The organism is Paenibacillus sp. D51F, from assembly GCF_053345695.1.
In genome coordinates this window covers 117150-142358 of record NZ_JBKFAO010000001.1, presented here as the reverse complement: position 1 = coordinate 142358, position 25209 = coordinate 117150, and the positions used below count along the sequence as shown (strand labels likewise).

Here is a 25209-nt window from a genome sequence, read left to right as displayed (position 1 = left end):
GCCAGCCATCCAGGGCCCGGCACCGTCATTTCAGGTGCCCGGGCTTTTTTTATTGTCTATGGAAGGCGCCCATGCATCAAGCACGCTGACCAGCCGCCCTGCCGTATGGTACAATAGCCACAAGAGGTGAACCGCTATCCATGTTGTTGAAACGGATTGAATTATCGGGCTTCAAATCCTTTGCGGACAAAACCGAAATGGAGTTTGTGCGCGGCATTACCGCCGTCGTCGGTCCTAACGGCAGCGGCAAGAGCAATATTTCCGACGGCATCCGGTGGGTGCTCGGCGAGCAGAGCGCCAAAAGCCTGCGCGGCGGCAAGATGGAGGACATCATCTTCGCCGGAAGCGATGCCCGCAAGGCGGTCAATTACGGCGAGGTCTCGCTTACGCTGGACAACTCGGACGGCACGCTGTCGCTCGAGCATCAGGAAGTGACGGTGACCAGGCGCGTGCACCGGAGCGGCGACAGCGAATACATGATCAACCGCCAGTCCTGCCGGCTCAAGGATATTACGGAACTGTTCATGGATACGGGCATCGGCAAGGAAGCCTATTCCATCATCGGCCAGGGCCGCATCGAGGAAATCCTCAGCACCCGTTCGGAGGACCGGCGCGGCATCTTCGAGGAAGCCTCCGGCATCGTGAAGTACAAATCCCGCAAGCGGGAAGCCCAGCGCAAGCTGGACGACACCGAGAGCAACCTGCTGCGCATCTACGACCTCGTCTCGGAGCTGGAGGATCAGGTCGAGCCGCTGCGGGAGCAGTCGGAGCGGGCGATCCAGTTCAAGGCTCTCAAGGAAGAGCTCAAGAGCAGCGAGATCGGCTTGTATGTCCATCAGATCGACCAGGTGCATCAAGGCTGGAACGAGAACAATGCGAAGCTCGAAGTTCTCCGCAAGGAGGAGCTGGAGCTGTCCTCTGTCGTCAGCAAGCATGATGCATTGCTCGAGAAGGACCGCATGCAGCTGCGGGAGCTGGAATCGCAGCTGGAGGAGCTGCATGCGGCGATGCTGCAGTACAGCGAGGATTACGAGAAATGCGAAGGGTATGGCGAGGTGCTCAAGGAGCGCCGCCGCAATCTGGACGGCAACAGGGTCCAGCTGGAGCAATCGCTGGAATCGCTGCGCGGCCGCCAAGAGCAGATGGCCGCGGAGGAAGAGGAGATCCGGGCCAAGGCAAGCGCCTTGGAGGCTGTCCTCATCGATCTCCGCAGCCGCATGCAGGGAGAAGAAGGCCGCCTGGCGGGAGTCGCCGGGGGCACGTCGACCGAAGCGGGCGAATCGCTCAAGGGCGAATTGCTGGAAGTGCTGAGCACGATGGCCCAGCTGCGCAACGAAATCCGCTATTCCGAGCAGCAGAAGGAATCGCTCCAGCGCCGAATGGATCGTCTTGGCGGCGAAGAGGGCAAATGGCAGGAGAGTTCGGAGCGGCTGGAGAGCCGCAGGGCCGAGCTGGAGCTCTCGCTCAAGGGGACGGTGCAGGAGCTGGAGTCCGTTCGGAACCAATACATACAGCAATCCCAGCGGGTCCAGGAAATCCAGCGTCTGCAGGAGGAAGCCGGTTCCGCCTTGCGCAAATGGGAGCAGCGGCTGGAGGCGCTCACCTCGCGCCGGGATACGATGAAGGAAATGCAGGATGCGCTCGACGGCTTCATGCACGGCGTCCGCGAGGTGCTCAAGGCTGCGCGGCGCTCTTCCGGAGGACTCGAAGGCGTGCACGGTGCCGTAGCCGAGCTCGTCCGGGTGCCGCAGCGGATCGAGACCGCCGTCGAGACGGCTCTGGGCGGAGCGCTGCAGCATGTCGTCATGCAGGACGAACGGACGGCGCGCGCGGCTATCACATTCCTGAAGCAGCGTCAGCTTGGAAGGGCGACGTTCCTTCCCCTCGATGTGATCAAGGGGAGATCGGTGCCCGAGCAGGACAAGCGCCAGGCCGCATCGATGGAAGGCTACATCGGCGTTGCCGCCGAGCTGGTCGGCTGCGAGCCGCGATACGAGAATATCGTGAACAATCTGCTCGGCAACGTGCTTCTGGCCGAGAATCTGGAATGTGCGAACCGGATCGCAGCCCGCTGCGGCTACCGCTTCCGCGTCGTGACGCTGGAAGGCGACGTCGTCAATGCCGGCGGTTCCATGACCGGGGGCAGTCTCCAGAAGAAAGGCGCAAGCCTGCTCGGCCGCCAGCGGCAGATCGAGCAGCTGGACATGGAAGCCTCCGACATGCAGAAGCAGATCGATCGGCTTCGGGGGGAACAGTCGGACTTGCGCAAGGAAGCGTCGATCGCCGCCCAAACTCGGGACGAGCATCGGGAGACGGCGGAGCGGCTGAACGTGCAGGAGCAGCAGCGGCGCACGGAGCTGCAGCATGTCACGAGCGAGGCTGCAGCGCTTGCCGAACAAGGCGCGGTCTTCAGTTCCGACCGCAGCGGCAATGAAGAGGAGCTGCGCCAGCTGGACCAGGCCGCAGCGGAAGCCGCGAGCCGGCTGGATGAGCTGGGCATACGCGAAGCGGGCCTGCAGGAAGCGATCGCGATGGCGGAGCAGCGGCGCAAGGCGAGCGAGTCGGCCAAGGAGGAGCTGCAGGGGCAGCTGACCGATCTCAAGATCCAGGTCGCGAAGGCGGACCAGGAGCGGCTTGCCGTGCAGGATGTGCTGAACCGGATCAAGGGCGACAGCGGAAGGGCGCGGTCGGAAGCGGCCTCCCTGGAGGCTGCCCTGCGCGACCGGCTTCAAGAGCAGGAGTCTCTCGAAGCCGAGTCGGTGAAGCAGATCGAGGAGCTCAACCGGTTGCGGCTGCGCAAGGAGGAATGCTCCGCGCAGACGGATCTCAAGCGATCGGCGCGCGCGGACAAGAGCAAGGAGCTTGAGCTGGGCGAAAGCGAAACCCGCGAGCAGCGCAGCGGACTGAAGCGCGTCGAGGAGCAGCTCCGGCAGACGGAAATCGCCGTCAACCGGCTCGATGTGGAGCTGGACAACCTTCTCCGCAAGCTGAGCGAGGAATACGGCCTCAGCTACGAGTTGGCCAAAACCCGCTATTCCATGGCGGGAGAAGCCGCCGAAGTGCAGACGGCGGTGCGCGACTTGAAGCGGCGCATCGCCTCGCTCGGCGAAGTCAACCTCGGCGCCATCGAAGAGTACCAGCGGGTTCGGGAACGCTATGAATTTCTGGATGCCCAGAGGCTGGATCTGGTCGAGGCGAAGGCGACTCTCTATGAAGTCATCCGAGAGATGGACGAGGAGATGTCGAAGCGCTTCCGAATCACCTTCGAGGAGATTCGCCGCCACTTCGTCGTCGTATTCTCCAAGCTGTTCGGAGGAGGACGCGCCGATCTGGTGCTCGTCGATCCTGAACGGGTGCTCGAGACCGGCATCGACATCGTAGCCCAGCCTCCGGGCAAGAAGCTGCAGAACCTGCAGCTGCTCTCCGGCGGCGAGAGGGCGCTTACCGCGATCGCGCTGCTGTTCGCCATCCTTCAGGTCAAGCCCGTTCCGTTCTGCGTGCTCGATGAGGTGGAGGCGGCGCTCGACGAGGCCAACGTCGCCCGCTTCGCCCAGTATTTGCGGGAGTTCTCGGAGCTGACCCAGTTCATCGTCGTCACCCACCGCAAAGGCACGATGGAGGAAGCGGACGTGCTTTACGGCGTCACGATGGAGGAGGGCGGCGTCTCCAAGCTCGTATCGGTGCGGCTTGAGGACGAGGATGCGGCCGTATCGGCCTGAATGGCCCAAGAAAGGTCGGCAGCCGCATGGCTGCCCGCCTCGACTATAGAATGATGAAGGACCGGAGGAGACGGCATGGGATTTTTCAAGAAGCTTAGAGAAAGCATCGCCTCCAAGACGGAGTCGGTCACGACGATATTCAAGGACGGGCTGTCCAAAACCCGCACAGCTCTTGTGGAACGGGTGGAGGAGCTCATCACCCGCAGGAAAAAGATCGACGAGGATTTCTACGAGGAGCTGGAGGAAATACTCATCAGCGCGGATGTCGGCGTCAATACCGTCATGGAATTGATCGACGACCTGCGCTCCGAGGTGAAGAAGCGCAAGATCGAGGATGCCGCACAGCTGCAGCCGGTGCTGTCGGAGAAGCTGATCGGACTGCTCGGCAGCGACAACGGCAGCGAGCTGCGCATGGCGGACGAAGGGATTACGGTCATTCTGTTCGTCGGGGTCAACGGCGTCGGCAAAACGACGACGATCGGCAAGCTCGCCCATAAGTTCAAGAGCGAAGGGAAATCGGTTCTGATGGCGGCCGGCGACACATTCCGGGCCGGCGCGATCGAGCAGCTGGAAGTGTGGGGCCAGCGCGTCGGCGTGGACGTCATCCGCCAGCAGGCGGGCTCCGATCCGGCTGCGGTCATGTATGACGCCGTCCAGGCGGCCAAGCAGCGCAAGGCGGACGTGCTTCTGTGCGACACGGCGGGCAGGCTGCAGAACAAGAGCAACCTGATGGAAGAGCTGAACAAGATCTTCCGCGTCATCCAGCGCGAGATTCCGGGAGCTCCGCATGAGGTGCTGCTCGTTCTTGACGCCAATACGGGGCAGAACGCGCTCAGCCAGGCCAAGATGTTCGGCGAGAAGAGCGGCGTGACCGGCCTCGTGCTGACGAAGCTCGACAGCACGGCCAAGGGCGGGATCGTCATCGCGATCCGCCATGAGCTGGACCTTCCCGTCAAATTCGTCGGCCTCGGCGAGAAGATGGAGGACCTCCAGCAATTCGACTCCGAGCAGTTCGTGCATGCGTTGTTCGCGGGGCTTATCCGGGATCAGGAGTCCGGTCCGGAGCAATAGCCTGATTGCTGACAAGGTCAAAAGCTTGACACCTGCTCCGGCGTAGGTTATGATAAGCTTCGCTAACGCAGGATGACCGGCGGCGGCCGGCCTGCAGGATCTGGAAGGAGCTGCTGCCGATGGCTGCCGATCAGCGCGACGCGCTGGAGAAGACGACGCGGATCAACATGCTGTTCGATCTGTACGGTCTGCTGCTTACGGAGAAGCAGGTCTCCATCCTGACTTATTATTTCCTCGACGATTTCTCGCTCGGAGAGATCGCTGCCGAGCTCGGCGTCAGCCGCCAAGCGGTGTATGAGCATGTCAAGCGCGGCGCGGCGCTGCTGGAGGATTACGAGGCGAAGCTCGGACTGCTGTCCCGCTCGCTCTCGGCGTCCAGGCTGCTGGACGAGCTGCAGGCAGGACTTGGAGAGATCGCTCTCACGCCCGCCGGCGCCAAGCTCGCCGAGCTCGCGGAGGCTCTCCGGGAGTCGTTGATGCCGGGAGAGCATGAGAACTGACGAAGGACCGCCTTGGAGCGGTTTGGAATAAATACATGATAAGCATGGAAGCGGACAGGAGGTGGCGGGAATGGCTTTTGAAGGGTTGTCTAGCCGGCTGCAGAACGTATTCGGCAAGCTGCGGGGCAAAGGCAAGGTAACGGAAGACGATGTGAACGAAGCCATGCGCGAGGTCAGGCTCGCACTGCTGGAAGCCGACGTCAACTTCAAGGTCGTCAAGGAATTCATCGCCAAGGTGAAGGAGCGCGCCCTCGGCCAGGAGCTGCAGAAGAGCTTCACGCCGGGCATGGTCATCATCGACATCGTCAACAAGGAATTGACGGAGCTGATGGGCGGCACGCAGAGCAAGCTGGCCAAGGCGAACCGTCCTCCGACGGTCATCATGATGGCGGGCCTGCAAGGCGCCGGCAAGACGACGACTTCCGGCAAGCTCGCCCTGATGCTGAAGAAGTCCAACCACAAGCCGCTGCTCGTGGCGGGCGACATCTATCGCCCGGCGGCGATCAAGCAGCTGCAGGTCGTGGGCGGAGGCATCGGCGTGCCGGTGTTCAGTCTCGGCGACCAGACCTCCCCGGTCGAGATCGCCCGCCAGGGCGTCGAGCATGCCAAGGAGAACGGTCTGGACTATGTCATCATCGATACCGCAGGCCGCCTTCATATCGACGAAGCGCTCATGGACGAGCTGAAGCAGATCCATGAAGTGACGAAGCCCGATGAAGTGCTTCTAGTCGTGGATGCGATGACCGGCCAGGAAGCGGTCAACGTCGCTCAGAGCTTCCATGATCAGCTCGCCCTCACCGGCGTCGTGCTGACGAAGCTCGACGGCGATACCCGCGGCGGCGCGGCCCTCTCGGTCAAAGCCGTCACGGGCTGTCCGATCAAGTTCGCCGCTACCGGCGAGAAGATCGAGCCGCTGGAGCCGTTCCATCCGGAACGGATGGCTTCCCGGATTCTCGGCATGGGCGACATGCTTTCCCTCATCGAGAAGGCGCAGTCGAGCATCGACGCCGACAAGGCTGCCGAGATGGAGCGCAAGATGCGCAACGCCGAGTTCACCTTCGAGGATTTTCTGGAGCAGATGGAGCAGGTCCGCAGCATGGGCCCGCTGGATCAGATCATGGATATGCTGCCCGGCATGAACAAGATGAAGGGCATGAAGGATCTCAAAGTGGACGACAAGCAGGTCGGCCGGGTCGAAGCGATCGTGAAGTCGATGACGACAGAAGAGAAGCGCAAGCCTGAGCTTCTCAACCACAGCCGCCGCAAGCGGATCGCCGCAGGCAGCGGCACATCGGTGGCGGAAGTCAACCGGCTGATCAAGCAGTTCGACGACATGCGCAAGATGATGAAGCAATTCTCCTCCATGATGGGTCCGAAAGGTCCAAAAGGCGGCATGAAAGGCCTCAAAGGCTTGCTCGGCAAAAACATGAAATTCCCGTTCGGCTGATCTGATCTTCAGCCTGCGATAACGTCCAGGGCGCGATTCCTTTCCAGGAAAAGCCGAAGACGTCTTATTCTTTCAAGGAGGTGAAGTATAATGGCAGTACGTATCCGTCTTAAACGCATTGGTGCCCACAAAGCCCCGTTCTACCGTCTGGTAGTTTCTGATTCCCGTTCGCCGCGTGACGGCCGTTTCATCGAAGAAATCGGCACTTATAACCCGGTTGCACAACCGGCTCAAGTGAACATCGACGAAGAAAAAGCCCTCAAATGGCTGCAAACCGGAGCTCAAGCATCCGACACCGTCCGCAACCTGCTTTCCAAAGCAGGCGTGCTCAAGAAATTCCACGAGCAGAAACTTCAAAAGTAAGGATTTCACCCGCAAGGGGATTTCCCGAATATAAGCTCGGAAAAGGGTTAGGATGAATATCCTAGCCCTTTTGCTTCCGAATTTATTTCTTGACGGCGCCAGGAGCGAACGTCGTGATCATTCGCATCGGCGTCATTATCCAAGGAGGAACTGAGCATGGCGGATCAGTGGTTTACAGTCGGCGAGATCGTGAATACGCAAGGCATCCGCGGCGAGCTTAAGGTCGTGCCGCATACGGACTTTGCCGATCAGCGCTTTGCCCCGGGAAGCAGGCTTTCCTTGCAGAAGGAAGGAACTCCCGGTAGCTTTCAGGTTGAGGTTCAAAGCTCCAGATCCCATAAGAACGTGTACATCGTCAAGCTGAAAGGCTACGAAAACATCAATGAGGTCGAGAAGTTCAAGGGATATCTGATGAAGGTGTCCGATTCCCAGCGCGAGCCGCTTGCAAAGGGCGAATTCTACTACACGGACATCATCGGCTCCGAAGTCGTCACGGAAGAGGGAGAAAGTCTCGGACTCGTGACCGAGATTCTCCGTCCCGGCGCCAATGATGTCTGGGCGGTTGAGCTGAAGGACGGCAAAGAGCTGCTGCTTCCTTACATCGACGACGTCGTGCTTGACGTGAATGTGCGCGCGAAGCGAGTAACGGTACGGCTCATGGAAGGATTGATGTAAGGAGATGCGCATCGACGTTTTGACGCTGTTTCCGGAAATGTTCGACGGCGTGTTCGGAGCGAGCATACTCGGCAAGGCCAGGGACAAAGGCATCGTTTCGCTGCAGGCAGTCAACTTTCGGAATTATGCCAACAACAAGCACAATACCGTCGATGACTATCCTTACGGCGGAGGCGGCGGCATGGTGCTGAAGGCCGAGCCGGTATTCTCGGCTGTCGAGGATCTGCTCGCGGGCTCCAGTGCCGACGCCGGCGAGTCTCAGGCGGCGGAGAGCAAGCCTCCGCGCGTCATTCTGATGTGTCCGCAAGGGGAGCCGTTCAGCCAGCGCAAGGCGGAAGAACTGTCGCGCGAGGATCGCTTGATTTTCATTTGCGGCCATTACGAAGGCTACGACGAGCGCATCCGGGAGCATCTCGTGACCGACGAGCTGTCGATCGGCGACTACGTGCTGACCGGAGGCGAGCTGCCGGCGATGGTCATGATCGACAGCGTCGTGCGGCTGCTGCCTGGCGTGCTCGGCAACGAATCGTCCGCCGTTACGGACTCCTACAGCACCGGACTGCTTGAATACCCCCACTATACACGTCCGGCCAGCTTCCGCGGCTGGGATGTGCCCGAGGTGCTGATCTCCGGACATCACCGCAACATCGACGTCTGGAGGCGCCAGCAATCGCTGCACAGGACACTCCAGCGCAGGCCTGATCTGCTGGAAACGGCGGAGCTGACCGACAAAGAGCGGAAATGGCTGCGGGAGCAACAGTCCAATGCAGCGGATCCGGAATCTTTTTCCTGACTGACGGCCCGATTCATGGAGATAAGGTTGTTTTCTGGGCTCGGGTATGGTATGATTTGAAATGTTGTTTTAATGACTCGGACGGTCCTCTATCGGCCATGATCCGGCTCACAAGGCGAGCCGGTTAGCTTATATGAACGTCTATGGTGGAAGGAGTGACTAAACTCATGAATCTTTTACAAACGATTGCTCAAGAGCAGCTTCGCACGGACATGCCTAGCTTCCGTCCAGGCGACACGCTGAAGGTGTACGTAAAGGTTATCGAGGGTTCCCGTGAGCGGGTTCAGCTGTTCGAGGGCGTTGTTATCAAACGTCGCGGCGGCGGAATCAGCGAGACTTTCACTGTCCGCAAAATTTCTTACGGCGTTGGCGTGGAGCGTACGTTCCCGATCAACTCGCCTAAGATTGACCGCATCGAAGTTACCCGTCGCGGCAAAGTACGTCGCGCGAAACTGTACTACCTGCGCGAACTGCGCGGAAAAGCGGCCCGTATCAAGGAAATTCGCCGCTAAGAATGGAACGTCAAGAGGGGCTTGCCGCAAACAAGCCCCTTTTCGTTATTTTAAGCTATTTTCTGAAGGCCTCTGCGCCTCGATGATTCTTTTCATAAACCATTACCCTATTCGTGTGACGAAAGAAGGCTGAACTGCAGATGGCTGAAGAGCAGTTTCCAGAAGAGCAGAATGCGGCAACGCGCGGCGGCAAAGCCCGCAAGGAAGTGTTTGAATGGGTCAAGGCGCTGGCGATCGCGGCCATTCTCGTATGGCTGATCCGCTGGTTCCTCTTCGCTCCGTTCGCTGTCGACGGACCTTCCATGCAGCCTAACTTCCACACGGGTGAACGGCTGATCGTCAACAAGATCATCTTCGACATCAGGCAGCCGCATCGCGGTGAAGTGGTCGTGTTCCATGTTCCCCAGGAGGGAAGGGATTTCATCAAGCGGGTCATCGCGCTCCCGGGCGACAAGGTCAAGGTCGAGGGCGACGACGTCTTCGTCAACGATGTCAAGCAGGACGAGCCTTACCTGAAGCAAGCCATTGAGGAAGCGAACAAAAAAGGCGAGCTGTGGAACCAGACGGGACTGAACTTCCCTAATGAGAATGTAACCGAAGGCACGGTTCCCGCCGACTCCTTCCTCGCGATGGGCGACAACCGCAGCAACAGCGAGGACAGCCGCAGAATCGGCTATATTCCCTACAAGCAGCTGATCGGACGCGCCGACGTCATTTTCTGGCCGCCTTCCGACATGAAAATCATCAAACACGGTTAGCCTAAAGGGAGCTAAGCTTCCAAGGTACCGACGATAGAGCAAATGAGGTGCTGGCATGACGATTCAGTGGTTCCCCGGACATATGACGCGGGCAAGAAGGCAGATAGAAGACAAGCTCAAGCTGATTGACATCGCGATCGAGCTGCTCGACGCCCGCGTTCCCATGTCCAGCCGCAACCCTATGGTCGACGACATCCTGAGGGGCAAACCACGTCTCATCCTGCTGAACAAGGCAGACCTGGCCGATTCCCGCGAAACGGAACGGTGGATGCAATACTTTGCTTCCAAAGGGTATGTGAGCCTGGCCGTCGATTCCTCGACCGGATCCAGGGTGAATGAGATTCCCGTCAAGGTCAGGGAAATCCTTCACGAAAAAATCCAGCGCATGCTGGACAGGGGCATGAACCCGCGTGCGATGCGCGCGCTTATTGTCGGCATTCCCAACGTCGGCAAGTCCACCCTGACCAACCGGCTGGCCGGCAGGCATATCGCCGCCACCGGAGACCGTCCCGGCGTGACCAAGGGGCAGCAATGGATCAAGGTCGGCTCGGAGATGGAGCTTCTCGACACACCGGGCATTCTGTGGCCGAAGTTCGAGGATCAGCTTGTAGGCTACAAGCTCGCCATGACCGGCGCGATCAAGGAGCAGGTGCTCAATATCGAAGACGTGGCGTACTTTGCCGTGCGCGTGCTCGTAGAGAGATACTGGCCCGAGATGCAGGAACGATTCGGTCTGGAAGAACAGCCTGAGGATTTCGATGACAACATGCAGATCGTCGCGGTCATGGAACAGATCGGCCGCAACCGCGGCTGCCTGCTCAGCGGCGGCCGCATCGATCTCGAGAAGGTATCCGGAATCATCCTGCGGGAGCTTCGTGCCGGCAAGCTCGGACGTCTCACGCTGGAAGCAGCGCCTCCGGCAAGGCCGTGACGCCGCGCCGCAAAGCGGATCAGCCGAATCCGGAAGCTTCCCCTTCATTATGGGAGGAAGGAACAGAATCCGGTGAATCCGCTGCTTCCGGCTCGGGCGAGCCGGGTGATCTGCTCTCCTACGAGCGGCCGCTCTGGGAGTCGGGGGTCGAGCATGTCTGCGGCGTGGACGAAGTCGGGCGGGGCTGCCTGTTCGGCGATGTCGTCGCTGCGGCGGTCATCCTGCCGCGAGGGCTCGTTCTCGACGGAGTCGACGATTCCAAGAAGCTCTCGGAGAAGAAGCGCGAAAAGCTCTACGATGTCATCCTCGACTCGGCTGTTGCCTGGGCGGTCGCAAGGATCGATTCCGAGACGATCGACCGCATCAACATCCGCCAAGCATCGCGTCTGGCGATGAAGCAGGCGGTGGAGTCGCTCGGCGTACGGCCTTGCCATCTGCTGGTCGATGCGGAGACCGTCGATCTGGACTTTCCGCAAACGGCCATTATTCATGGCGATGCGGTGAGCCAGAGCATCGGGGCGGCATCCATCCTGGCCAAAGTGACACGCGACCGTCTCTGCAAGGAGATATGGGACCTGCATTATCCGGCTTACGGGATTGCCGTACATAAAGGCTACGCGACCAGGCATCACCGCTCCATGCTGATCGAGCACGGACCAAGCCCGCTCCACCGGCGTTCTTTCCTCGGCAAGATTTTGCCGGAGGAGCAGCTGGCGCTGTTTTAGACCGATCCGACCCTTGCGGGAACGCAAGGGTTTTTTGATTTTTTGAGTCGGCATGATTTGCTTTCATATTTGCCGATAACGCCAGATAAGGTTCTATCCGGCGAAGGAGCAGGAATTCGGCCATTCAGTCCGCATTCGGCCGTCCGAACTAACACCGTCCGAGAGGAAATCTCCCGTATCAGCTTCTGTGCGATGCTTCGGATGACGTCGGGTTCCCGAAGCTCAGATGGTTCCTGCATCAGCAGCTCGCTAGGAGACGTCCATCTGCTTCGCCAGGATCATCAGCCGTCTGTAAGGATGGTCAGGGCGGCGACTGATACGGGTTCGGTTGTCTGAATAGATGACTGTGGATACCTTTAGAGAAATTGCAGCCGTAAAGGCGCAGATCGGGAGCTTGAGCCTCCCATGCGTCAGATACCGATGCAAAGTGGAAATATAGAGACGGGCCGATGAAATGGTTGGCTTGAAATAAGAATAGAACAAATGTTCCCCTCTTACAACCATTATGTTTTACCGCGTAAATGTCGATAAAGGACTACAGAGAAATTAGGACTTAAGCGAGCGGAGGCCGTAACGACGATGAATATCGGAAGTCTCATCAAACTGATCGGCGACGTGCAGCCAGCCGCCAGCCGCACGCTGGAGCTGCGTCCCGGCCAGACGGTCCGGGCTCAGGTCGTGGAGCTGATGGGGGACAATGAAGCGCTATTGCAGATCGGCGGCACGCAGCTCGTCGCCAAGTTGGAGACGCCTTTGAAGCAAGGACAGACGGCTGTCCTGCAGGTACAGTCGGAAACGGCGGACGGCAAGCTGGTTTTGAAACGTCAGGAGCCGGGCAAAACGGCCTCTGAACCGACCGATGAAGTCTGGAAGTCGCTCGGGCTCAAGTTCGGTGTTGGCGGCAAAGAACAGGCCGGGCAAGCTCTTGTGCGCGAATTGAAGGCGATGGGCCTAGCGATCGACGGCGCGACTGCCGGCTCGCTGGCTGAAGCGGCCGAATTCATGCCGGAAGGCGAGAATCCGCAGTTATGGCTGAAAGCTGCCGCGGTCGCCATTCAGCGGGGGTTGCCGATGACGGAAGCGACGGTATCGTCGCTGCGGCAGATCCAATCCGGTCCGTCTGTGCACGAGCTTTTGGAGCAATTGTCATCGGCATTAAAAGCAATGACCGAACATGCATCCGGAGAGGACGGGGCCGCTAAGCTCAACGCCACCCGCTTGCTGGAGCTGCTGGGCGGCAGCGGAAGCTGGCCGGATGCCAATGAACTTGCCAACCTGCCGACGGACAGCGGCAGCATGAAATCCAACCTGCCGGCGGACAGCGGCAGCATGAAATCCAACCTGCCCGCTGATTTGAAAGCCGCTTTGTCCCCGGACGTGAAAGCGGCTCAGGAAACAACGGCGGATACCGCAGATATAAGCCCGATAAAACCTGCAGCAGGAGATCAACAAGGTGTGCATGCACAGGCCGAAGAGCTCATTCAACCCGCCAAGACGGCGAATGTCGAAGGGAAGCTGCTCCAAGCTGAGGGAGCAAGACCGCATGCAGAACAAATCAACGGAACCGATGCCGATTCGGCTCTGATGGAGCAAGAAAACCAACCAGCCGAACCGGCCCGGAACTGGGCGCGTAAAATGCTGGATTGGCTGGGAGCAGGCCACGAGAATCAGCTGCGGAACCAGCTGTCGGCGGAGCGGTCTGCCGGAAGCACGGTCCGTACGCCGCTGGCCGGAAGCGTGGACGTCCAGACGGGACTCATGGAGCGCAGCTCTGCCCTTGCTCCGCATAGCTCAGCTTCCATGACATCAACAGCTTCAGGAGGAGCGCCGCAGATCCCATCAGATATGGTGGACAAGGGAGTGGGAGCAGCAGGCGGCGGCAAGGAAACTGCTGCTGCTCCTTCAGAGGGAAAGCAGGCGCCGTCTGCTGCTGCTCCTCCAGAGGGAAAGCAGGGGCCGTCTGCTGCTGCTCCTCCAGAGGGAAAGCAGGGGCCGTCTGCTGCTGCTCCACCAGAGGGAAAGCAGGGGCCGTCTGCATCCGGTATGCTGGATGCCGTGGATAGCCGGGAGAAAGCTGGCGGTCCGAAGGCTGCCATATCGATGAACGCCGCATCAGCCGTGGAACCAGCCGACGCCAAAGCGAATCAGTTGAAATCGGGCGCGCAAGGTGTGCATGGAAGCGAACGGGCTGCTGCCGAAACGGATGTTTCCCCGGCGAATGGAAAGCCTGCAGCGGAAGGGCCGGCGAGACTGCTTGCCGGTCCCGTTCACGGAGAACCAGGCCTTCCGGCCTTGGCGCCCGGCGCCAGGGAGGCGGCGGTTCCGGAAACGGCGACAATCAAGTCCGCGCTGCTCTCGCTGCTGCAGTCGGCGGACTTGCCGCCGGCGGTAAAGGACCCGGCCCAGCAGCTGCTGCAGCATATTACCGGGCAGCAGCTGATGCTGTCGCCGGAGCGCAGCGGAACGTTTTTCTCGCAGCTCACGTTACAGATTCCTCTGCAAACGGCTAACGGCGGTCAGACTGCTTCCGTGCATGTGCAGTCGAGACGAAATGCAAAGGGCGGTTTGGATGCATCCAACTGCCGGCTCCTTTTCGACCTGAGAATGGATGTGATCGGGGACACGGTCGTTGACGTGGCAGTCGCGGACAAAGTCGTCAGCCTGACGGTGTTCAACGGCCATCCTGCCGTTCCGCTGCTGGCCGATGCCGGAAAGACGGCGTTGGCCGAGCTGCTGCGTGCTTCGGGCTATCGTCTTCTCGGCATGAAAGTCGTCCATCCGGAAGAGCGCAAGGTAGCGGAGAAGAAGATGAATCTTTCCGATGCGGCTCTTGCATCTGCAGAGCCGTACAAGGGAGTTGATCTAAGGGTATGAGCGAGGATGAGCGCAAATATGGAAGTCCGGGAACGGAAGAGCCCGTGCAAGAGAAGAAAAAGGCTGTCGCGCTCAAGTACGATCCGCTGGAAGGCGGAGCCCCGGTCATCGTGGCGAAGGGAACCGGACATTTGGCCGACGAAATCCTGCAGCGGGCTCGGGAGAACGGAGTGCCGGTGCAGGAGGACCGCTCGCTCGTGGAGGTACTGTCCAAGCTGGATCTGGACCAGCAGATTCCCCCCGAGCTGTACGGCCTGGTCGCCGAAATTCTCAGCTTTCTCTATCGGGCTGACCGCGAGGCGGGGGACAGCGCATGAAGAACGGACCCGGAAACGCCGAGCCGGACAAGTCCCGAAAGGCGGGCACGCGCATCGGAGCTGCGAGGAGCCTCTCTGGAAGGATCGGAGAGGATGCAGCCGCTCAATGGATGGAAGCCGGCGGCTTCAGGCTGCTGGAGCGCAATTGGCGCTGCCGGGAGGGGGAGCTGGATATTATTGCCGTTGAAGGCGGATCCCTCGTCGTGACGGAAGTCCGTTCTCTGCGGCAGGGAAGCCGGTTCGGAACCGCGCTGGAATCGATCGACGCCCGCAAGCAGCTTAAGGTACGTAAGATCGCCCGCCAGTATTTGAGTCAAAAGGGGTGGCAGGAGAAGACGGTCCGCTTTGATGCGGCTGCCGTTACGCTTGATCCTGCCGGCATAAGGCCGATCGAGGTCACTTATGTACGAAATGCCTTTTGACTTGGCCTGGCTGCAATTCTAAACGAAAAAGGCCGATCCTGGCATCAGGATCGGCCTTGCTGTCTGCTTCAAGGTTCATCGGATTTGCCTCTCTGTTTCAAGCTTAATCGGACTCGCCTTGCTGTTTCAAGGCTCATCGGATTTGCCTTGCGGTTTCATGACCATCGGACCGGCTTTTCCAGGCCTTGATGGCTTTAGATCATTCCCGCCATCACGATATCATAATCATCGGCGAGGTCGCTGAGGTCATTTTCGCTGATGCGGCTTCGGCCCGCTTCGATGAAAAGGCTATGTACGGGATGGTCCTCTCCGACAACGACCTTGCCTTGCATGCCCGGCAGCTGGTCGGCCGTAATGTCGATGAAGAGGCCCTCATGCTCCAGCCAGGCATGGCTGGAGCCGCTGCTGTCGGATGCGGCCACATAGTCGCAATCGACCCCGTGTTCGTTCAGCAGGTAGATGCCGAGCAGCAGCGACGCGTCGCTCGATGCGCCTCTGGGATAGTCGTTGCTTCCCAGCTGCGCGCTTTTGAACTCATGCCTCCGAACAGAATCCAGGGCGGAGCGGAAGCGGCGGCTGCTGGAATGAATCGTTTCCGTGTTGATGATACCTATCCCCTCCAATATGAACTGATTATACCTGTTCCTTTTGAAGCATGCCAATGGGTTGGGAGTCCTCCTGGCTCCGAAGCCTGCCAATGGGGTGAGAGTCCTCATAGCTCCAGCCTGCGGTATTGAATCGCTTCAGCGACATGAGCCGTTAGGATTTGCGATGAGCCTTCCACGTCAGCGATCGTGCGCGCGAGCTTCAAGATCCGCTCATGGGCGCGCAGGCTGATTCCGAGCCGGTCGTAGGCTTGCTGAAGCAGGCGGGCTCCTTCGGCTTGAAGGGGGGCGGCATGCTTCAGCGCTTTGCCCGCCAGATCGCCGTTCCACGCTACGCCCGTCTCCTGCTCTCTATCCTTCTGGCGTCTAACAGCGCCAGCGATCAAGTTTTTCATGTCCGCGGTGCTCATGCCGGCCTGCATGGCATCGGCATGCTGCGGCCGAGGAACCTCGACGAGCAGGTCGATCCGGTCGAGCAGCGGGCCTGATATCCGCGAGCGGTAGCGGGCGATCTGCACCGGAGAACAGATGCAGCCGCGCTGCCCCGGAACGTCGGAGCCATGCTGTCCGCACGGGCAGGGATTCATCGAGGCGGCCAGCTGAAAATGAGCCGGGAAGCGGAACACCGCTCGTGCTCTGGCTATGGTCACTTCCCGATCCTCGAGCGGCTGGCGCAGCACCTCGAGCACGGAGCGGGGGAACTCCGGCAGCTCGTCGAGAAAGAGGACGCCTCGATGGGCGAGCGTCGCCTCGCCGGGACGGGGGATGGAGCCGCCGCCGATAAGGCCGCCGGTGGAAATCGTATGATGCGGAGTGCGGAATGGACGCTCCGCAATGAGGGAGCCTGAGGCGGCGAGCTTGCCGGAGACGCTGAAGATTTTGGTCACTTCAAGCGCCTCTTCCTCGCTCATGGGAGGGAGAATGCCGGGCAGACGGCGGATGAGCATCGTCTTGCCGGTTCCAGGCGGTCCGCTCAGCAGCAGATTGTGCCTGCCGGCGGCGGCGATCATCAGCGCGCGCTTGGCATGATGCTGACCGAATACGTCGGCGTAGTCAGGAGCTGCTGTCCCTTCGCCGCTGGAGGCAGTCTCTCCAGGCGATGGATTTCCGGCTGAAGGATGCCAGGCAAGCCGATTCCAGCCTTCTCCGCTTCCTCCGCAGCCAGCCAGGGAAGCAAGGTCGGCCGCCGCATAGATGTCCATGCCGCCTACGAGCGCGGCTTCGCAGGCGTTGTCGGGAGGCAGGAGCACGCGCCGCAGGCCGCGTGTCCGCGCTTCCTCGACCATGGGCAGCACGCCGGGCACGGGACGAAGCCCGCCGTTGAGGGCGAGCTCGCCGATGACGAGCATGCCGTCGAAGGCATCGGCCTCCATCTGTCCGCTGGCCGTAAGGATCGCAGCCGCGATAGCCAGATCGAAAGCCGTCCCTTCCTTGCGCAGATCGGCGGGCGCGAGGTTCACCGTCACTCTTTCCAGCGGGAATTTGAAGCCGGAATTCCGCATGGCGGCGCGGACTCGCTCCACCGATTCGCGGACGGATGGATCGGGAAGGCCGACCAGATTCACTTGAGGCAGTCCGCTGGACAGATCGACCTCCACGGTAATGCTTTTGCCGTCGACGCCGAGCACGCTCGCGCTTATGCATTTGCTGTAAGGCATGACAAAAAAACACCTCCCGAAATAAGACGGCGAAGGTGCTTCCTCACATTCCATCTGTAAACAAACTTGTTAGCTACAGGATAGGCATGCCGACGAAATTTGTCAACATTTGGATCGATCGTTGCCATGCGCGGCAAAATCAAAAAATAATTTACATGATAAAGATTATTTTGCAGGAAGGCTTGCTTCGATTGTGTTATAATGACAGATGTTTGTTTGATAGTTTCCCAGCTGTTCCACCTGAGTCAGAGGATTGGAGGATGTCGTGAATGAATATTCATGAGTATCAAGGCAAAGAAGTCTTGAAACAATACGGGGTAGCCGTACCTGAAGGCAAAGTCGCCTTCACGGTAGACGAGGCTGTCGAAGCCGCCAAGGAACTTGGCACTTCCGTCGTAGTTGTCAAGGCACAGATCCATGCGGGCGGCCGCGGCAAGGCAGGCGGCGTCAAGGTTGCGAAAAACCTGGACGAGGTCCGCGCATACGCGTCCGAGATTCTCGGCAAGACGCTCGTTACCCACCAGACGGGTCCGGAAGGCAAGGAAGTCAAGCGCCTCTTGATCGAGCAAGGCTGCGACATCAAGAAAGAATACTATGTCGGCGTCGTTGTCGACCGCGCTACGGGCCGCGTCGTCATGATGGCATCCGAAGAGGGCGGCACGGAGATTGAAGAAGTCGCCGAGCATTCCCCGGAGAAAATCATCAAGGAAGTCATCGATCCGGCTGTAGGCCTGCTGCCATTCCAGGCGCAACGCCTCGCTTATGCGATCAATATCCCGAAGGAATTGGTCCGGAAGGCGGTTCAGTTCATGACAGCGCTTTATACCGCTTTTGTGGACAAGGACTGCTCCATCGCCGAGATCAATCCGCTCGTCGTTACGGGTGACGGCAACGTCATGGCCCTCGACGCCAAGCTGAACTTCGATTCCAACGCCCTGTTCCGCCACAAGGACATCCTGGCGCTGCGCGACCTCGAAGAGGAAGACGCGAAAGAAATCGAAGCTTCCAAATACGACCTGAGCTACATCGCTCTGGACGGCAACATCGGCTGCATGGTCAACGGCGCAGGCCTTGCCATGGCGACGATGGACATCATCAAGCACTACGGCGGCGACCCTGCGAACTTCCTGGACGTAGGCGGCGGCGCGACGAAGGAGAAAGTAACGGAAGCCTTCAAAATCCTGCTTTCCGACGCCAACGTCAAAGGCATCTTCGTCAATATTTTCGGCGGCATCATGCGCTGCGACGTCATCGCCGAAGGCGTTGTCGCGGCTGCGCGCGAGCTTGGTCTGGAGCGTCCGCTTGTCGTCCGCCTGGAAGGCACGAACGTAGAGCTCGGCAAGAAGATTCTGAACGAATCGGGCCTGAATCTGGTCGCGGCGGACAGCATGTCCGACGGCGCCCAAAAAATCGTTGCGCTCGTAAAATAATGCCCTTGGGGCTGCAGATACGAATTCTGTTAGGGGATGTGAATTTGCGATGAGCATTTTGATCAACAAAGACACCAAAGTGATCACCCAGGGCATTACCGGCCAAACCGGTCTGTTCCACACGAAGGGCGCTCTTGAATACGGCACCCAGATGGTTGGCGGCGTAACTCCTGGCAAAGGCGGCACGTCCGTCGACATCACGCTTGAAAACGGCGAGACGAAATCGCTGCCGGTCTACAATTCCGTTCGCGAAGCGGTTGCCGACACGGGCGCGACGGTATCCGTCATCTACGTGCCGCCGGCATTCGCGGCCGACTCCATCCTGGAAGCGGTAGAGGCGGAGCTTGACCTCGTCATCTGCATTACGGAAGGCATTCCGGTTCTGGACATGGTGCGCGTGAAGCGTTACATGGAAGGCAAGAAAACCCGCCTGATCGGACCTAACTGCCCAGGCGTCATTACGCCGGACGAGATCAAGATCGGCATCATGCCGGGATACATCCACAGAAAAGGCCATGTAGGCGTCGTTTCCCGCTCGGGAACGCTGACTTACGAAGCGGTCCATCAGCTGACGACCCGCGGCATCGGCCAATCGACGGCTGTAGGCATCGGCGGCGACCCGGTCAAAGGATCCGAGTTCATCGACATCCTGAACCTGTTCAATGAAGATCCCGACACCTATGCGGTCATCATGATCGGGGAGATCGGCGGCACGGCTGAGGAAGAAGCGGCCGAGTGGGTCAAAGCCAACATGAAGAAGCCGGTAGTAGGCTTCATCGGCGGCGCGACGGCTCCTCCGGGAAAACGCATGGGCCATGCAGGCGCCATTATCTCCGGCGGCAAAGGAACGGCAGCGGAAAAAATCGCGACGCTGGAAGCTTGCGGCATCAAGGTTGCTCCGACTCCGTCCGACATGGGTTCGACTCTCGTCGGCGTTCTGGAAGAGCAAGGCCTTCTGGAGAAATGCAAAACCCACTGAATCAAATCAGTTAGCTGAAGGCAGGCAGCCTTCTTCGACCCGTTAGGGGTTGGGGAAGGCTGCCTTTTGTTTTGCCGGTCCGCCTGCGCTTGCAATCTCCATTCTTGTGCCCCACAATAGGAAGGAGCGCGGAGCCGGCCGATCCTTATTGCGAGAGGACGAATCCGCCAGATGGTGACTTGGCTCCCTAATCATGACAACGAACCGCTTATCCGAAAATTCATCGTGACGCTGAGCGAGACTCCAGGCATCGGCTGGGCATCGGTCAACAAGGTTCTGATGTCCCGCCTGAGCTTGAAGGAGACGATGGCTGCTGACAAGCTGATGCGCCTTGGCATCAGGGCGCAGCCTGCCGAGGAATTCTGCCGACGCTGGACCGGAGATATCGAGCCGGCATGGGAAGCCGCCCTAGCCGACCAAGGAGGCTGGAGGCTGACACCGCTCGATTCGGATTATCCGGAGCTGCTGAGGCAGATTCCTCAGCCGCCGTGGGTACTGTACGGAATCGGAGATCGGCGCCTGATGAGCACCCCTTGCCTATCCGTTGTAGGCACCCGCAACCCGAGCGTCTACGGCAGGCAGGCCGCTTCAGCGCTTGCCGGAGGAATCGCCCGGCAGGGCTTTACCGTCGTCAGCGGCATGGCCAAGGGCATTGACGGCATCGTTCATCAGGCTGCCCTTGATGCCGGCTGCGGTACGATCGCCGTCTTGGGGACGCCGGTCGATACGGCATACCCGCCGGAGAACCGGCCGCTGTACAGACGGATCGCCCGCGACGGCCTGCTGCTCTCGGAATATCCGATCGGGACCCCGGTTCATCCCGGCATGTTCCCGCAGCGCAACCGCATCATTGCCGGACTCAGTCTCGGAACCGTCGTTGTGGAGGCCGCTTCGAGGAGCGGCTCCCTCATTACGGCGGAGCAGGCTCTCGAGATGAACCGGGATGTATTCGCGGTGCCAGGCCCGCTCGGCTCGACCCGCAGCGAGGGCTGCAATGAGCTCATTCGCTGCGGTTATGCGCGTCTGCTCAGCGATGCGCGCCAGATCGGCGAGGAATATCCGGACAGCCGCCGACGCATGCCCGAACCAGAGCGGGAAGATAATGCGTTGACGGCTGAAGAGGAGGCGGTTCTCCGCCTTCTGCAGGATGGACCGCGATCTGCAGATGGATTGCTGGAGGCTTTGAACATGCCTTTTGGACTTTTGCAGGCAGTTCTGATAAATTTATCTTTAAAACATAAGATTGAACAGCAAAGCGGTTCCATATATATGGCATTGTAATTACAGCTGTGGAAGGAGGACGCCAGAATGGCCGATTCACTTGTCATTGTCGAATCACCGGCAAAAGCAAAGACGATTGGCAAATATTTAGGAAGCAAATTCATTGTGAAAGCCTCCATGGGCCACATCCGCGATTTGCCGAAAAGCCAGATCGGCGTCGAAGTCGAGAACGATTTCAACCCCAAATATATTACGATTCGCGGCAAAGGCTCCATCCTCAAGGAACTTAAGGACGCGAGCAAAAAAGTCAAAAAAGTTTATCTGGCGGCTGACCCCGATCGCGAAGGGGAAGCGATAGCCTGGCATTTGGCGCATTATCTGGACATCAGCGAGACGGACACCTGCCGCGTCGTCTTCAATGAGATTACGAAGCAGGCCGTCAAGGACGCCTTCAAGACTCCGCGCAAGATCGATATGGATCTGGTCAACGCGCAGCAGGCGCGCCGCATTCTCGACCGCCTCGTCGGCTACAAGATCAGCCCTCTATTATGGAAGAAAGTCAAAAAAGGCCTTTCGGCCGGCCGTGTCCAATCGGTAGCGGTGAAGCTGATCATCGACCGCGAGCATGAGATCGATGCCTTCATTCCCGAAGAGTACTGGTCGATTACAGCGGGCCTCGTCAAGGGCAAATCCGAATTCGAAGCGAAGTTCCACAGCCTTGCCGGCGAAAAGGGAGAGCTGCGGAGCGAAGCCGAGATGCAGCGCGTTCTGGATGCCATCGGCAGCCAGTCCTTTACGGTAGCCGAAGTGAAAGAGAAGGAGCGCCAGCGCAATCCGGCTCCGCCGTTCATTACAAGCTCGCTCCAGCAGGAAGCCGCGCGCAAGCTGAACTTCCGCGCCTCCAAGACGATGAGCGTCGCCCAGCAACTGTATGAGGGCGTCGATCTCGGCAAGGAAGGCACAGCGGGTCTTATTACGTACATGAGGACCGATTCAACTCGGATTTCCCCGATAGCTCAAGAGGAAACCAAGGAATATATCACGTCGAAGTACGGCGCGGATTATTATCCCGAGCAGCCAAGGGTTTATCTGAAGAAGAACAGCAATGCCCAGGATGCGCATGAAGCGATTCGCCCGACTTCAATGGACTGGGAGCCGGATGCGGTCAAAGAGTTTTTGAGCCGGGATCAGTATCGCTTGTACAAGCTTGTCTGGGAGCGCTTCGTTGCGAGCCAGATGAGCTCGGCCGTGCTTGATACGATGACGGTGGATCTCGCTGCAGGAGAAGTCGTCTTCCGGGCGGCGGGCTCCAAGGTGAAATTCCCGGGATTCATGAAGGTGTACGTCGAAGGCAATGACGACGGTACGACCGAAGAGGACAAATTCCTCCCTGCACTGTCGGTCGGAGACGCGGTGAAGACGGAATCCATGGTTCCCAAGCAGCATTTCACGCAGCCTCCTCCTCGCTACACGGAAGCGCGTCTTGTAAAAACGCTGGAAGAGCTCGGCATCGGCCGTCCGTCCACCTACGCTCCGACGCTGGAGACGATCCAGAAGCGCGGTTATGTCGCGATCGAAGAGAAGAAATTCATGCCCACCGAGCTTGGCGACCTCGTCATCCAGCTCATGGAAGAGTTCTTCCCCGAAATTCTGGATGCGGAGTTCACCGCCCATATGGAAGGCGACCTTGACCATGTCGAGGAGGGCAAGGAGGACTGGGTCAAGGTGCTCGCCCAGTTTTACGATTCCTTCGAGAAGCGTCTTGAAGTAGCCGAGGAAGAGATGAAGGAAGTCGAGCTTCAAGACGAGGTTTCGGATGAAACCTGCGAGAAATGCGGCATGCCGATGGTCTACAAGATGGGCCGCTTCGGCAAGTTCCTGGCCTGCTCGGGATTCCCGGACTGCCGGAATACGAAGCCGATCGTCAAAAGCATCGGAGTCGTGTGCCCGAAATGCGAGAAAGGCCACATCATTGAACGCCGCAGCAAAAAAGGAAGAATCTTTTTCGGCTGCGATCAATATCCTGAATGTGACTATGTCTCCTGGGACCGGCCATCCGGCAAGCCATGTCCTCAGTGCGACAGCATGCTCGTCGTAAAGCGGAACAAGACCGGAGCCCGCCTCCAATGCCCTTCCTGCGATTATACGGAAGAGCTTCCCGAAGACCAGGATCTCGATCAGCTGTAACCTATATCCACGTAGAAGCGGAAAGCCGTCTCGACATGCTTTCCGCTTCCCTGCGGTTATGAAGTCCTTTGAAGCAAAGAAAGCGAGGAATTGCAAGTGTCCACACCACAGCACGTTACCGTTATTGGAGCCGGCCTGGCCGGCAGCGAAGCCGCCTGGCAGATCGCATCACAGGGAGTGCCGGTCCATCTGTACGAAATGCGTCCGGTTACCCGCACTCCTGCCCATCATACCGACAAATTCGCCGAGCTTGTATGCAGCAACAGCTTGCGCGCCAACGGCCTCGCCAATGCGGTCGGCGTCTTGAAGGAAGAAATGAGAAGGCTCGGATCCCTCGTTCTCGGATCGGCCGACCGCAATGCGGTGCCCGCCGGCGGCGCGCTCGCCGTTGACCGTGACGGATTTTCGGGAGATATTACGCAAACGCTGCGCAATCATCCTTTGATCACGGTAAGCAATGAAGAGATCACATCGATTCCGGAGGACGGAATCACGGTCATCGCTACCGGGCCTCTGACAGCGCCTGCGCTCTCCGGAGCGATCAAGGACCTGATGGGCGAGGAGTATTTCTACTTCTACGACGCCGCCGCTCCTATCGTGGAGAAGGACTCCATCGACATGGATAAGGTCTATCTGGCTTCCCGCTATGACAAGGGCGAAGCGGCCTATCTGAATTGCCCGATGACGGAAGAGGAGTTCGAGATCTTCCATGAAGCGTTGATTACCGCCGAGACGGCCGCCTTGAAGGAATTCGAGAAGGAAGTCTATTTCGAAGGCTGCATGCCGATCGAGGTCATGGCCCAGCGCGGCAAGCAGACGGTGCTGTTCGGCCCGATGAAGCCGGTCGGGCTCATCGATCCTCGTACGGGCAAGCTGCCGCATGCAGTCATCCAGCTGCGCCAGGACAACGCCGCCGGCACGCTCTACAATCTGGTCGGCTTCCAGACCCACCTGAAATGGGGCGAGCAGAAGCGAGTGTTCTCTCTCATCCCGGGGCTTGAAAATGCGGAATTCGTCCGATACGGAGTCATGCACCGCAATACGTTCATCAACTCGCCGAAGCTGCTGGAGTCGACGTACCAATTCAAGGGCCGCGAGAATCTCTTCTTCGCGGGCCAGATGACCGGGGTCGAGGGTTACGTGGAATCGGCAGCCTCCGGCCTGCTGGCAGGCCTCAACGCCGGACGGCTGGCCAAAGGGCTGGAACCGCTCGTCTTGCCTGCAGAGACGGCTCTCGGCAGCATGGCGGGTTACATCACGACGGCTGACTTCCGCCACTTCCAGCCGATGAACGCCAACTTCGGCCTATTCCCTCCGCTGGAGAAGCGGATCCGCAACAAGAAGGAAAAGAACGAAATGATCGCCGCTAGGGCGATCGAAGCTGTTGAAACCTTCAAGCGCGATGTTCTAGGAGCGGTTCCGTCCGTTTAGGAGCCAGACACGAAGGGGGACATGTTCATGGAAATGCAGTTCCACGCGACGACGATATGCGCCGTCCGCCATAATGGAAAAGGCGCCATAGCGGGTGACGGTCAAGTGACCTTCGGCAACAGCATGATCATGAAAGGCTCCGCCAAAAAAGTCCGGCGCTTGTACCGCGGCCAAGTAGCCGCGGGCTTTGCCGGCTCGGTTGCGGATGCGATCACCTTGTTCGAAAAGTTCGAAAGCAAGCTCGAGGAGCATCACGGGAACTTGCAGCGTGCTGCCGTAGAGCTCGCCAAGGAATGGAGATCGGACCGGGTGCTGCGCCGGCTCGAGGCGATGCTGCTCGTCATGGATACCACCGGACTGCTCCTGATTTCGGGCAACGGGGAAGTCATTGAGCCGGATGACGGCATTTTGGCGATTGGCTCAGGGGGCAGCTTCGCCCTTGCGGCCGCGAGGGCATTGAAGCGGCATGCGCCTGATCTCAGCGCTAGGGACATGGCCCAAGCAGCGCTTGAGACGGCGGCGGAAATATGCGTATTCACCAATCACAGCATAATCGTGGAAGAAGTCTGAAGATTCCTGCCCTTAACGCAA

Annotated in this window: 22 protein-coding genes; 20 read left to right on the top strand and 2 right to left on the bottom strand. The window is 59.2% G+C overall.

The features are described 5' to 3' along the window. The first annotated feature begins 140 nt into the window (after positions 1-140). The 14 genes from smc (at position 141) to ACLBWT_RS00595 (ending at position 15107) form a co-directional block, all read left to right on the top strand. Positions 141-3719 carry a chromosome segregation protein SMC gene (gene smc, locus ACLBWT_RS00660; protein WP_447661193.1) on the top strand — a complete coding sequence of 1193 codons (3579 nt, stop codon included), beginning with the start codon at positions 141-143 and terminating at the stop codon, positions 3717-3719. Between the two features lie 75 nt (positions 3720-3794). Next, positions 3795-4790: a signal recognition particle-docking protein FtsY gene (gene ftsY / locus ACLBWT_RS00655; RefSeq protein ID WP_447661192.1), complete on the top strand. Its 996-nt coding sequence runs from the start codon at positions 3795-3797 to the stop codon at positions 4788-4790. A gap of 119 nt (positions 4791-4909) precedes the next feature. Further along, positions 4910-5290, top strand: coding sequence for a YlxM family DNA-binding protein (gene ylxM, locus ACLBWT_RS00650; protein WP_447661191.1), 381 nt, complete (start codon positions 4910-4912; stop codon positions 5288-5290). 70 nt (positions 5291-5360) lie between these two features. Then, positions 5361-6737 (top strand): signal recognition particle protein, encoded by a 1377-nt coding sequence (gene ffh, locus ACLBWT_RS00645; protein WP_447661190.1) that lies wholly within the window; start codon positions 5361-5363, stop codon positions 6735-6737. A 90-nt stretch (positions 6738-6827) separates the two neighbouring features. Beyond that, positions 6828-7100 carry a 30S ribosomal protein S16 gene (gene rpsP / locus ACLBWT_RS00640; RefSeq protein WP_048748695.1) on the top strand — a complete coding sequence of 91 codons (273 nt, stop codon included), beginning with the start codon at positions 6828-6830 and terminating at the stop codon, positions 7098-7100. A 156-nt stretch (positions 7101-7256) separates the two neighbouring features. Continuing rightward, entirely contained in the window at positions 7257-7775 is a 519-nt protein-coding gene (gene rimM, locus ACLBWT_RS00635) for a ribosome maturation factor RimM (protein ID WP_447661189.1), read from the top strand. Positions 7776-7779: 4 nt separating this feature from the next. Further along, complete coding sequence (gene trmD / locus ACLBWT_RS00630) at positions 7780-8568, top strand: tRNA (guanosine(37)-N1)-methyltransferase TrmD (RefSeq protein ID WP_447661188.1); 789 nt, start codon at positions 7780-7782, stop codon at positions 8566-8568. Positions 8569-8735: 167 nt separating this feature from the next. After that, positions 8736-9080: a 50S ribosomal protein L19 gene (rplS, locus tag ACLBWT_RS00625; protein WP_447661187.1), complete on the top strand. Its 345-nt coding sequence runs from the start codon at positions 8736-8738 to the stop codon at positions 9078-9080. Positions 9081-9220: 140 nt separating this feature from the next. Next, the gene (gene lepB / locus ACLBWT_RS00620; protein ID WP_447661186.1) at positions 9221-9838 is read left to right on the top strand and encodes a signal peptidase I; all 618 of its coding nucleotides are present in this window, start codon (positions 9221-9223) and stop codon (positions 9836-9838) included. Between the two features lie 55 nt (positions 9839-9893). Then, entirely contained in the window at positions 9894-10769 is an 876-nt protein-coding gene (gene ylqF / locus ACLBWT_RS00615; RefSeq protein WP_447661185.1) for a ribosome biogenesis GTPase YlqF, read from the top strand. Positions 10770-10879: 110 nt separating this feature from the next. Further along, on the top strand, positions 10880-11494 hold the full coding sequence (locus ACLBWT_RS00610; protein ID WP_447661658.1) for a ribonuclease HII: 615 nt from the start codon (positions 10880-10882) through the stop codon (positions 11492-11494). 579 nt (positions 11495-12073) lie between these two features. After that, a complete protein-coding gene (locus ACLBWT_RS00605) occupies positions 12074-14368 on the top strand; it encodes a hypothetical protein (protein ID WP_447661184.1) in 2295 nt (764 codons plus the stop codon). Beyond that, complete coding sequence (locus tag ACLBWT_RS00600) at positions 14365-14685, top strand: EscU/YscU/HrcU family type III secretion system export apparatus switch protein (RefSeq protein ID WP_447661183.1); 321 nt, start codon at positions 14365-14367, stop codon at positions 14683-14685. The genes ACLBWT_RS00605 and ACLBWT_RS00600 overlap by 4 nt, the downstream gene beginning before the upstream one ends. Further along, the gene (locus ACLBWT_RS00595; protein ID WP_447661182.1) at positions 14682-15107 is read left to right on the top strand and encodes a YraN family protein; all 426 of its coding nucleotides are present in this window, start codon (positions 14682-14684) and stop codon (positions 15105-15107) included. The genes ACLBWT_RS00600 and ACLBWT_RS00595 overlap by 4 nt, the downstream gene beginning before the upstream one ends. Before the next feature lie 194 nt (positions 15108-15301). Here the strand turns inward: ACLBWT_RS00595 and ACLBWT_RS00590 are convergent, their stop codons facing one another. Both ACLBWT_RS00590 and ACLBWT_RS00585 read right to left on the bottom strand, forming a co-directional pair. Continuing rightward, on the bottom strand, positions 15302-15769 hold the full coding sequence (locus ACLBWT_RS00590; RefSeq protein ID WP_447661181.1) for a hypothetical protein: 468 nt from the start codon (positions 15767-15769) through the stop codon (positions 15302-15304). A 50-nt stretch (positions 15770-15819) separates the two neighbouring features. After that, on the bottom strand, positions 15820-17370 hold the full coding sequence (locus ACLBWT_RS00585; protein ID WP_447661180.1) for a YifB family Mg chelatase-like AAA ATPase: 1551 nt from the start codon (positions 17368-17370) through the stop codon (positions 15820-15822). 269 nt (positions 17371-17639) lie between these two features. On the opposite strand from ACLBWT_RS00585, the gene sucC reads away from it, so the two are divergent. The 6 genes from sucC (at position 17640) to hslV (ending at position 25188) form a co-directional block, all read left to right on the top strand. Continuing rightward, the gene (gene sucC, locus ACLBWT_RS00580) at positions 17640-18800 is read left to right on the top strand and encodes an ADP-forming succinate--CoA ligase subunit beta (RefSeq protein WP_021879141.1); all 1161 of its coding nucleotides are present in this window, start codon (positions 17640-17642) and stop codon (positions 18798-18800) included. 49 nt (positions 18801-18849) lie between these two features. Further along, complete coding sequence (gene sucD, locus ACLBWT_RS00575; RefSeq protein WP_076355291.1) at positions 18850-19779, top strand: succinate--CoA ligase subunit alpha; 930 nt, start codon at positions 18850-18852, stop codon at positions 19777-19779. Positions 19780-19950: 171 nt separating this feature from the next. Next, the gene (gene dprA, locus ACLBWT_RS00570; protein WP_447661179.1) at positions 19951-21060 is read left to right on the top strand and encodes a DNA-processing protein DprA; all 1110 of its coding nucleotides are present in this window, start codon (positions 19951-19953) and stop codon (positions 21058-21060) included. A 27-nt stretch (positions 21061-21087) separates the two neighbouring features. Then, a complete protein-coding gene (gene topA / locus ACLBWT_RS00565; RefSeq protein ID WP_447661178.1) occupies positions 21088-23187 on the top strand; it encodes a type I DNA topoisomerase in 2100 nt (699 codons plus the stop codon). A 96-nt stretch (positions 23188-23283) separates the two neighbouring features. Then, a complete protein-coding gene (gene trmFO / locus ACLBWT_RS00560; protein WP_447661177.1) occupies positions 23284-24618 on the top strand; it encodes an FADH(2)-oxidizing methylenetetrahydrofolate--tRNA-(uracil(54)-C(5))-methyltransferase TrmFO in 1335 nt (444 codons plus the stop codon). 27 nt (positions 24619-24645) lie between these two features. Beyond that, entirely contained in the window at positions 24646-25188 is a 543-nt protein-coding gene (gene hslV / locus ACLBWT_RS00555) for an ATP-dependent protease subunit HslV (RefSeq protein WP_447661176.1), read from the top strand. The last annotated feature ends 21 nt before the right edge of the window (positions 25189-25209 follow it).

Coding starts and splice junctions, on each gene's coding strand:
- smc (WP_447661193.1), top strand. CDS start 141: ATGTTGTTGAAACGGATTGAATTATCGGGCTTCAAATCCTTTGCGGAC.
- ftsY (WP_447661192.1), top strand. CDS start 3,795: ATGGGATTTTTCAAGAAGCTTAGAGAAAGCATCGCCTCCAAGACGGAG.
- ylxM (WP_447661191.1), top strand. CDS start 4,910: ATGGCTGCCGATCAGCGCGACGCGCTGGAGAAGACGACGCGGATCAAC.
- ffh (WP_447661190.1), top strand. CDS start 5,361: ATGGCTTTTGAAGGGTTGTCTAGCCGGCTGCAGAACGTATTCGGCAAG.
- rpsP (WP_048748695.1), top strand. CDS start 6,828: ATGGCAGTACGTATCCGTCTTAAACGCATTGGTGCCCACAAAGCCCCG.
- rimM (WP_447661189.1), top strand. CDS start 7,257: ATGGCGGATCAGTGGTTTACAGTCGGCGAGATCGTGAATACGCAAGGC.
- trmD (WP_447661188.1), top strand. CDS start 7,780: ATGCGCATCGACGTTTTGACGCTGTTTCCGGAAATGTTCGACGGCGTG.
- rplS (WP_447661187.1), top strand. CDS start 8,736: ATGAATCTTTTACAAACGATTGCTCAAGAGCAGCTTCGCACGGACATG.
- lepB (WP_447661186.1), top strand. CDS start 9,221: ATGGCTGAAGAGCAGTTTCCAGAAGAGCAGAATGCGGCAACGCGCGGC.
- ylqF (WP_447661185.1), top strand. CDS start 9,894: ATGACGATTCAGTGGTTCCCCGGACATATGACGCGGGCAAGAAGGCAG.
- ACLBWT_RS00605 (WP_447661184.1), top strand. CDS start 12,074: ATGAATATCGGAAGTCTCATCAAACTGATCGGCGACGTGCAGCCAGCC.
- ACLBWT_RS00600 (WP_447661183.1), top strand. CDS start 14,365: ATGAGCGAGGATGAGCGCAAATATGGAAGTCCGGGAACGGAAGAGCCC.
- ACLBWT_RS00595 (WP_447661182.1), top strand. CDS start 14,682: ATGAAGAACGGACCCGGAAACGCCGAGCCGGACAAGTCCCGAAAGGCG.
- ACLBWT_RS00585 (WP_447661180.1), bottom strand. CDS start 17,370: ATGCCTTACAGCAAATGCATAAGCGCGAGCGTGCTCGGCGTCGACGGC.
- sucC (WP_021879141.1), top strand. CDS start 17,640: ATGAATATTCATGAGTATCAAGGCAAAGAAGTCTTGAAACAATACGGG.
- sucD (WP_076355291.1), top strand. CDS start 18,850: ATGAGCATTTTGATCAACAAAGACACCAAAGTGATCACCCAGGGCATT.
- dprA (WP_447661179.1), top strand. CDS start 19,951: ATGGTGACTTGGCTCCCTAATCATGACAACGAACCGCTTATCCGAAAA.
- topA (WP_447661178.1), top strand. CDS start 21,088: ATGGCCGATTCACTTGTCATTGTCGAATCACCGGCAAAAGCAAAGACG.
- hslV (WP_447661176.1), top strand. CDS start 24,646: ATGGAAATGCAGTTCCACGCGACGACGATATGCGCCGTCCGCCATAAT.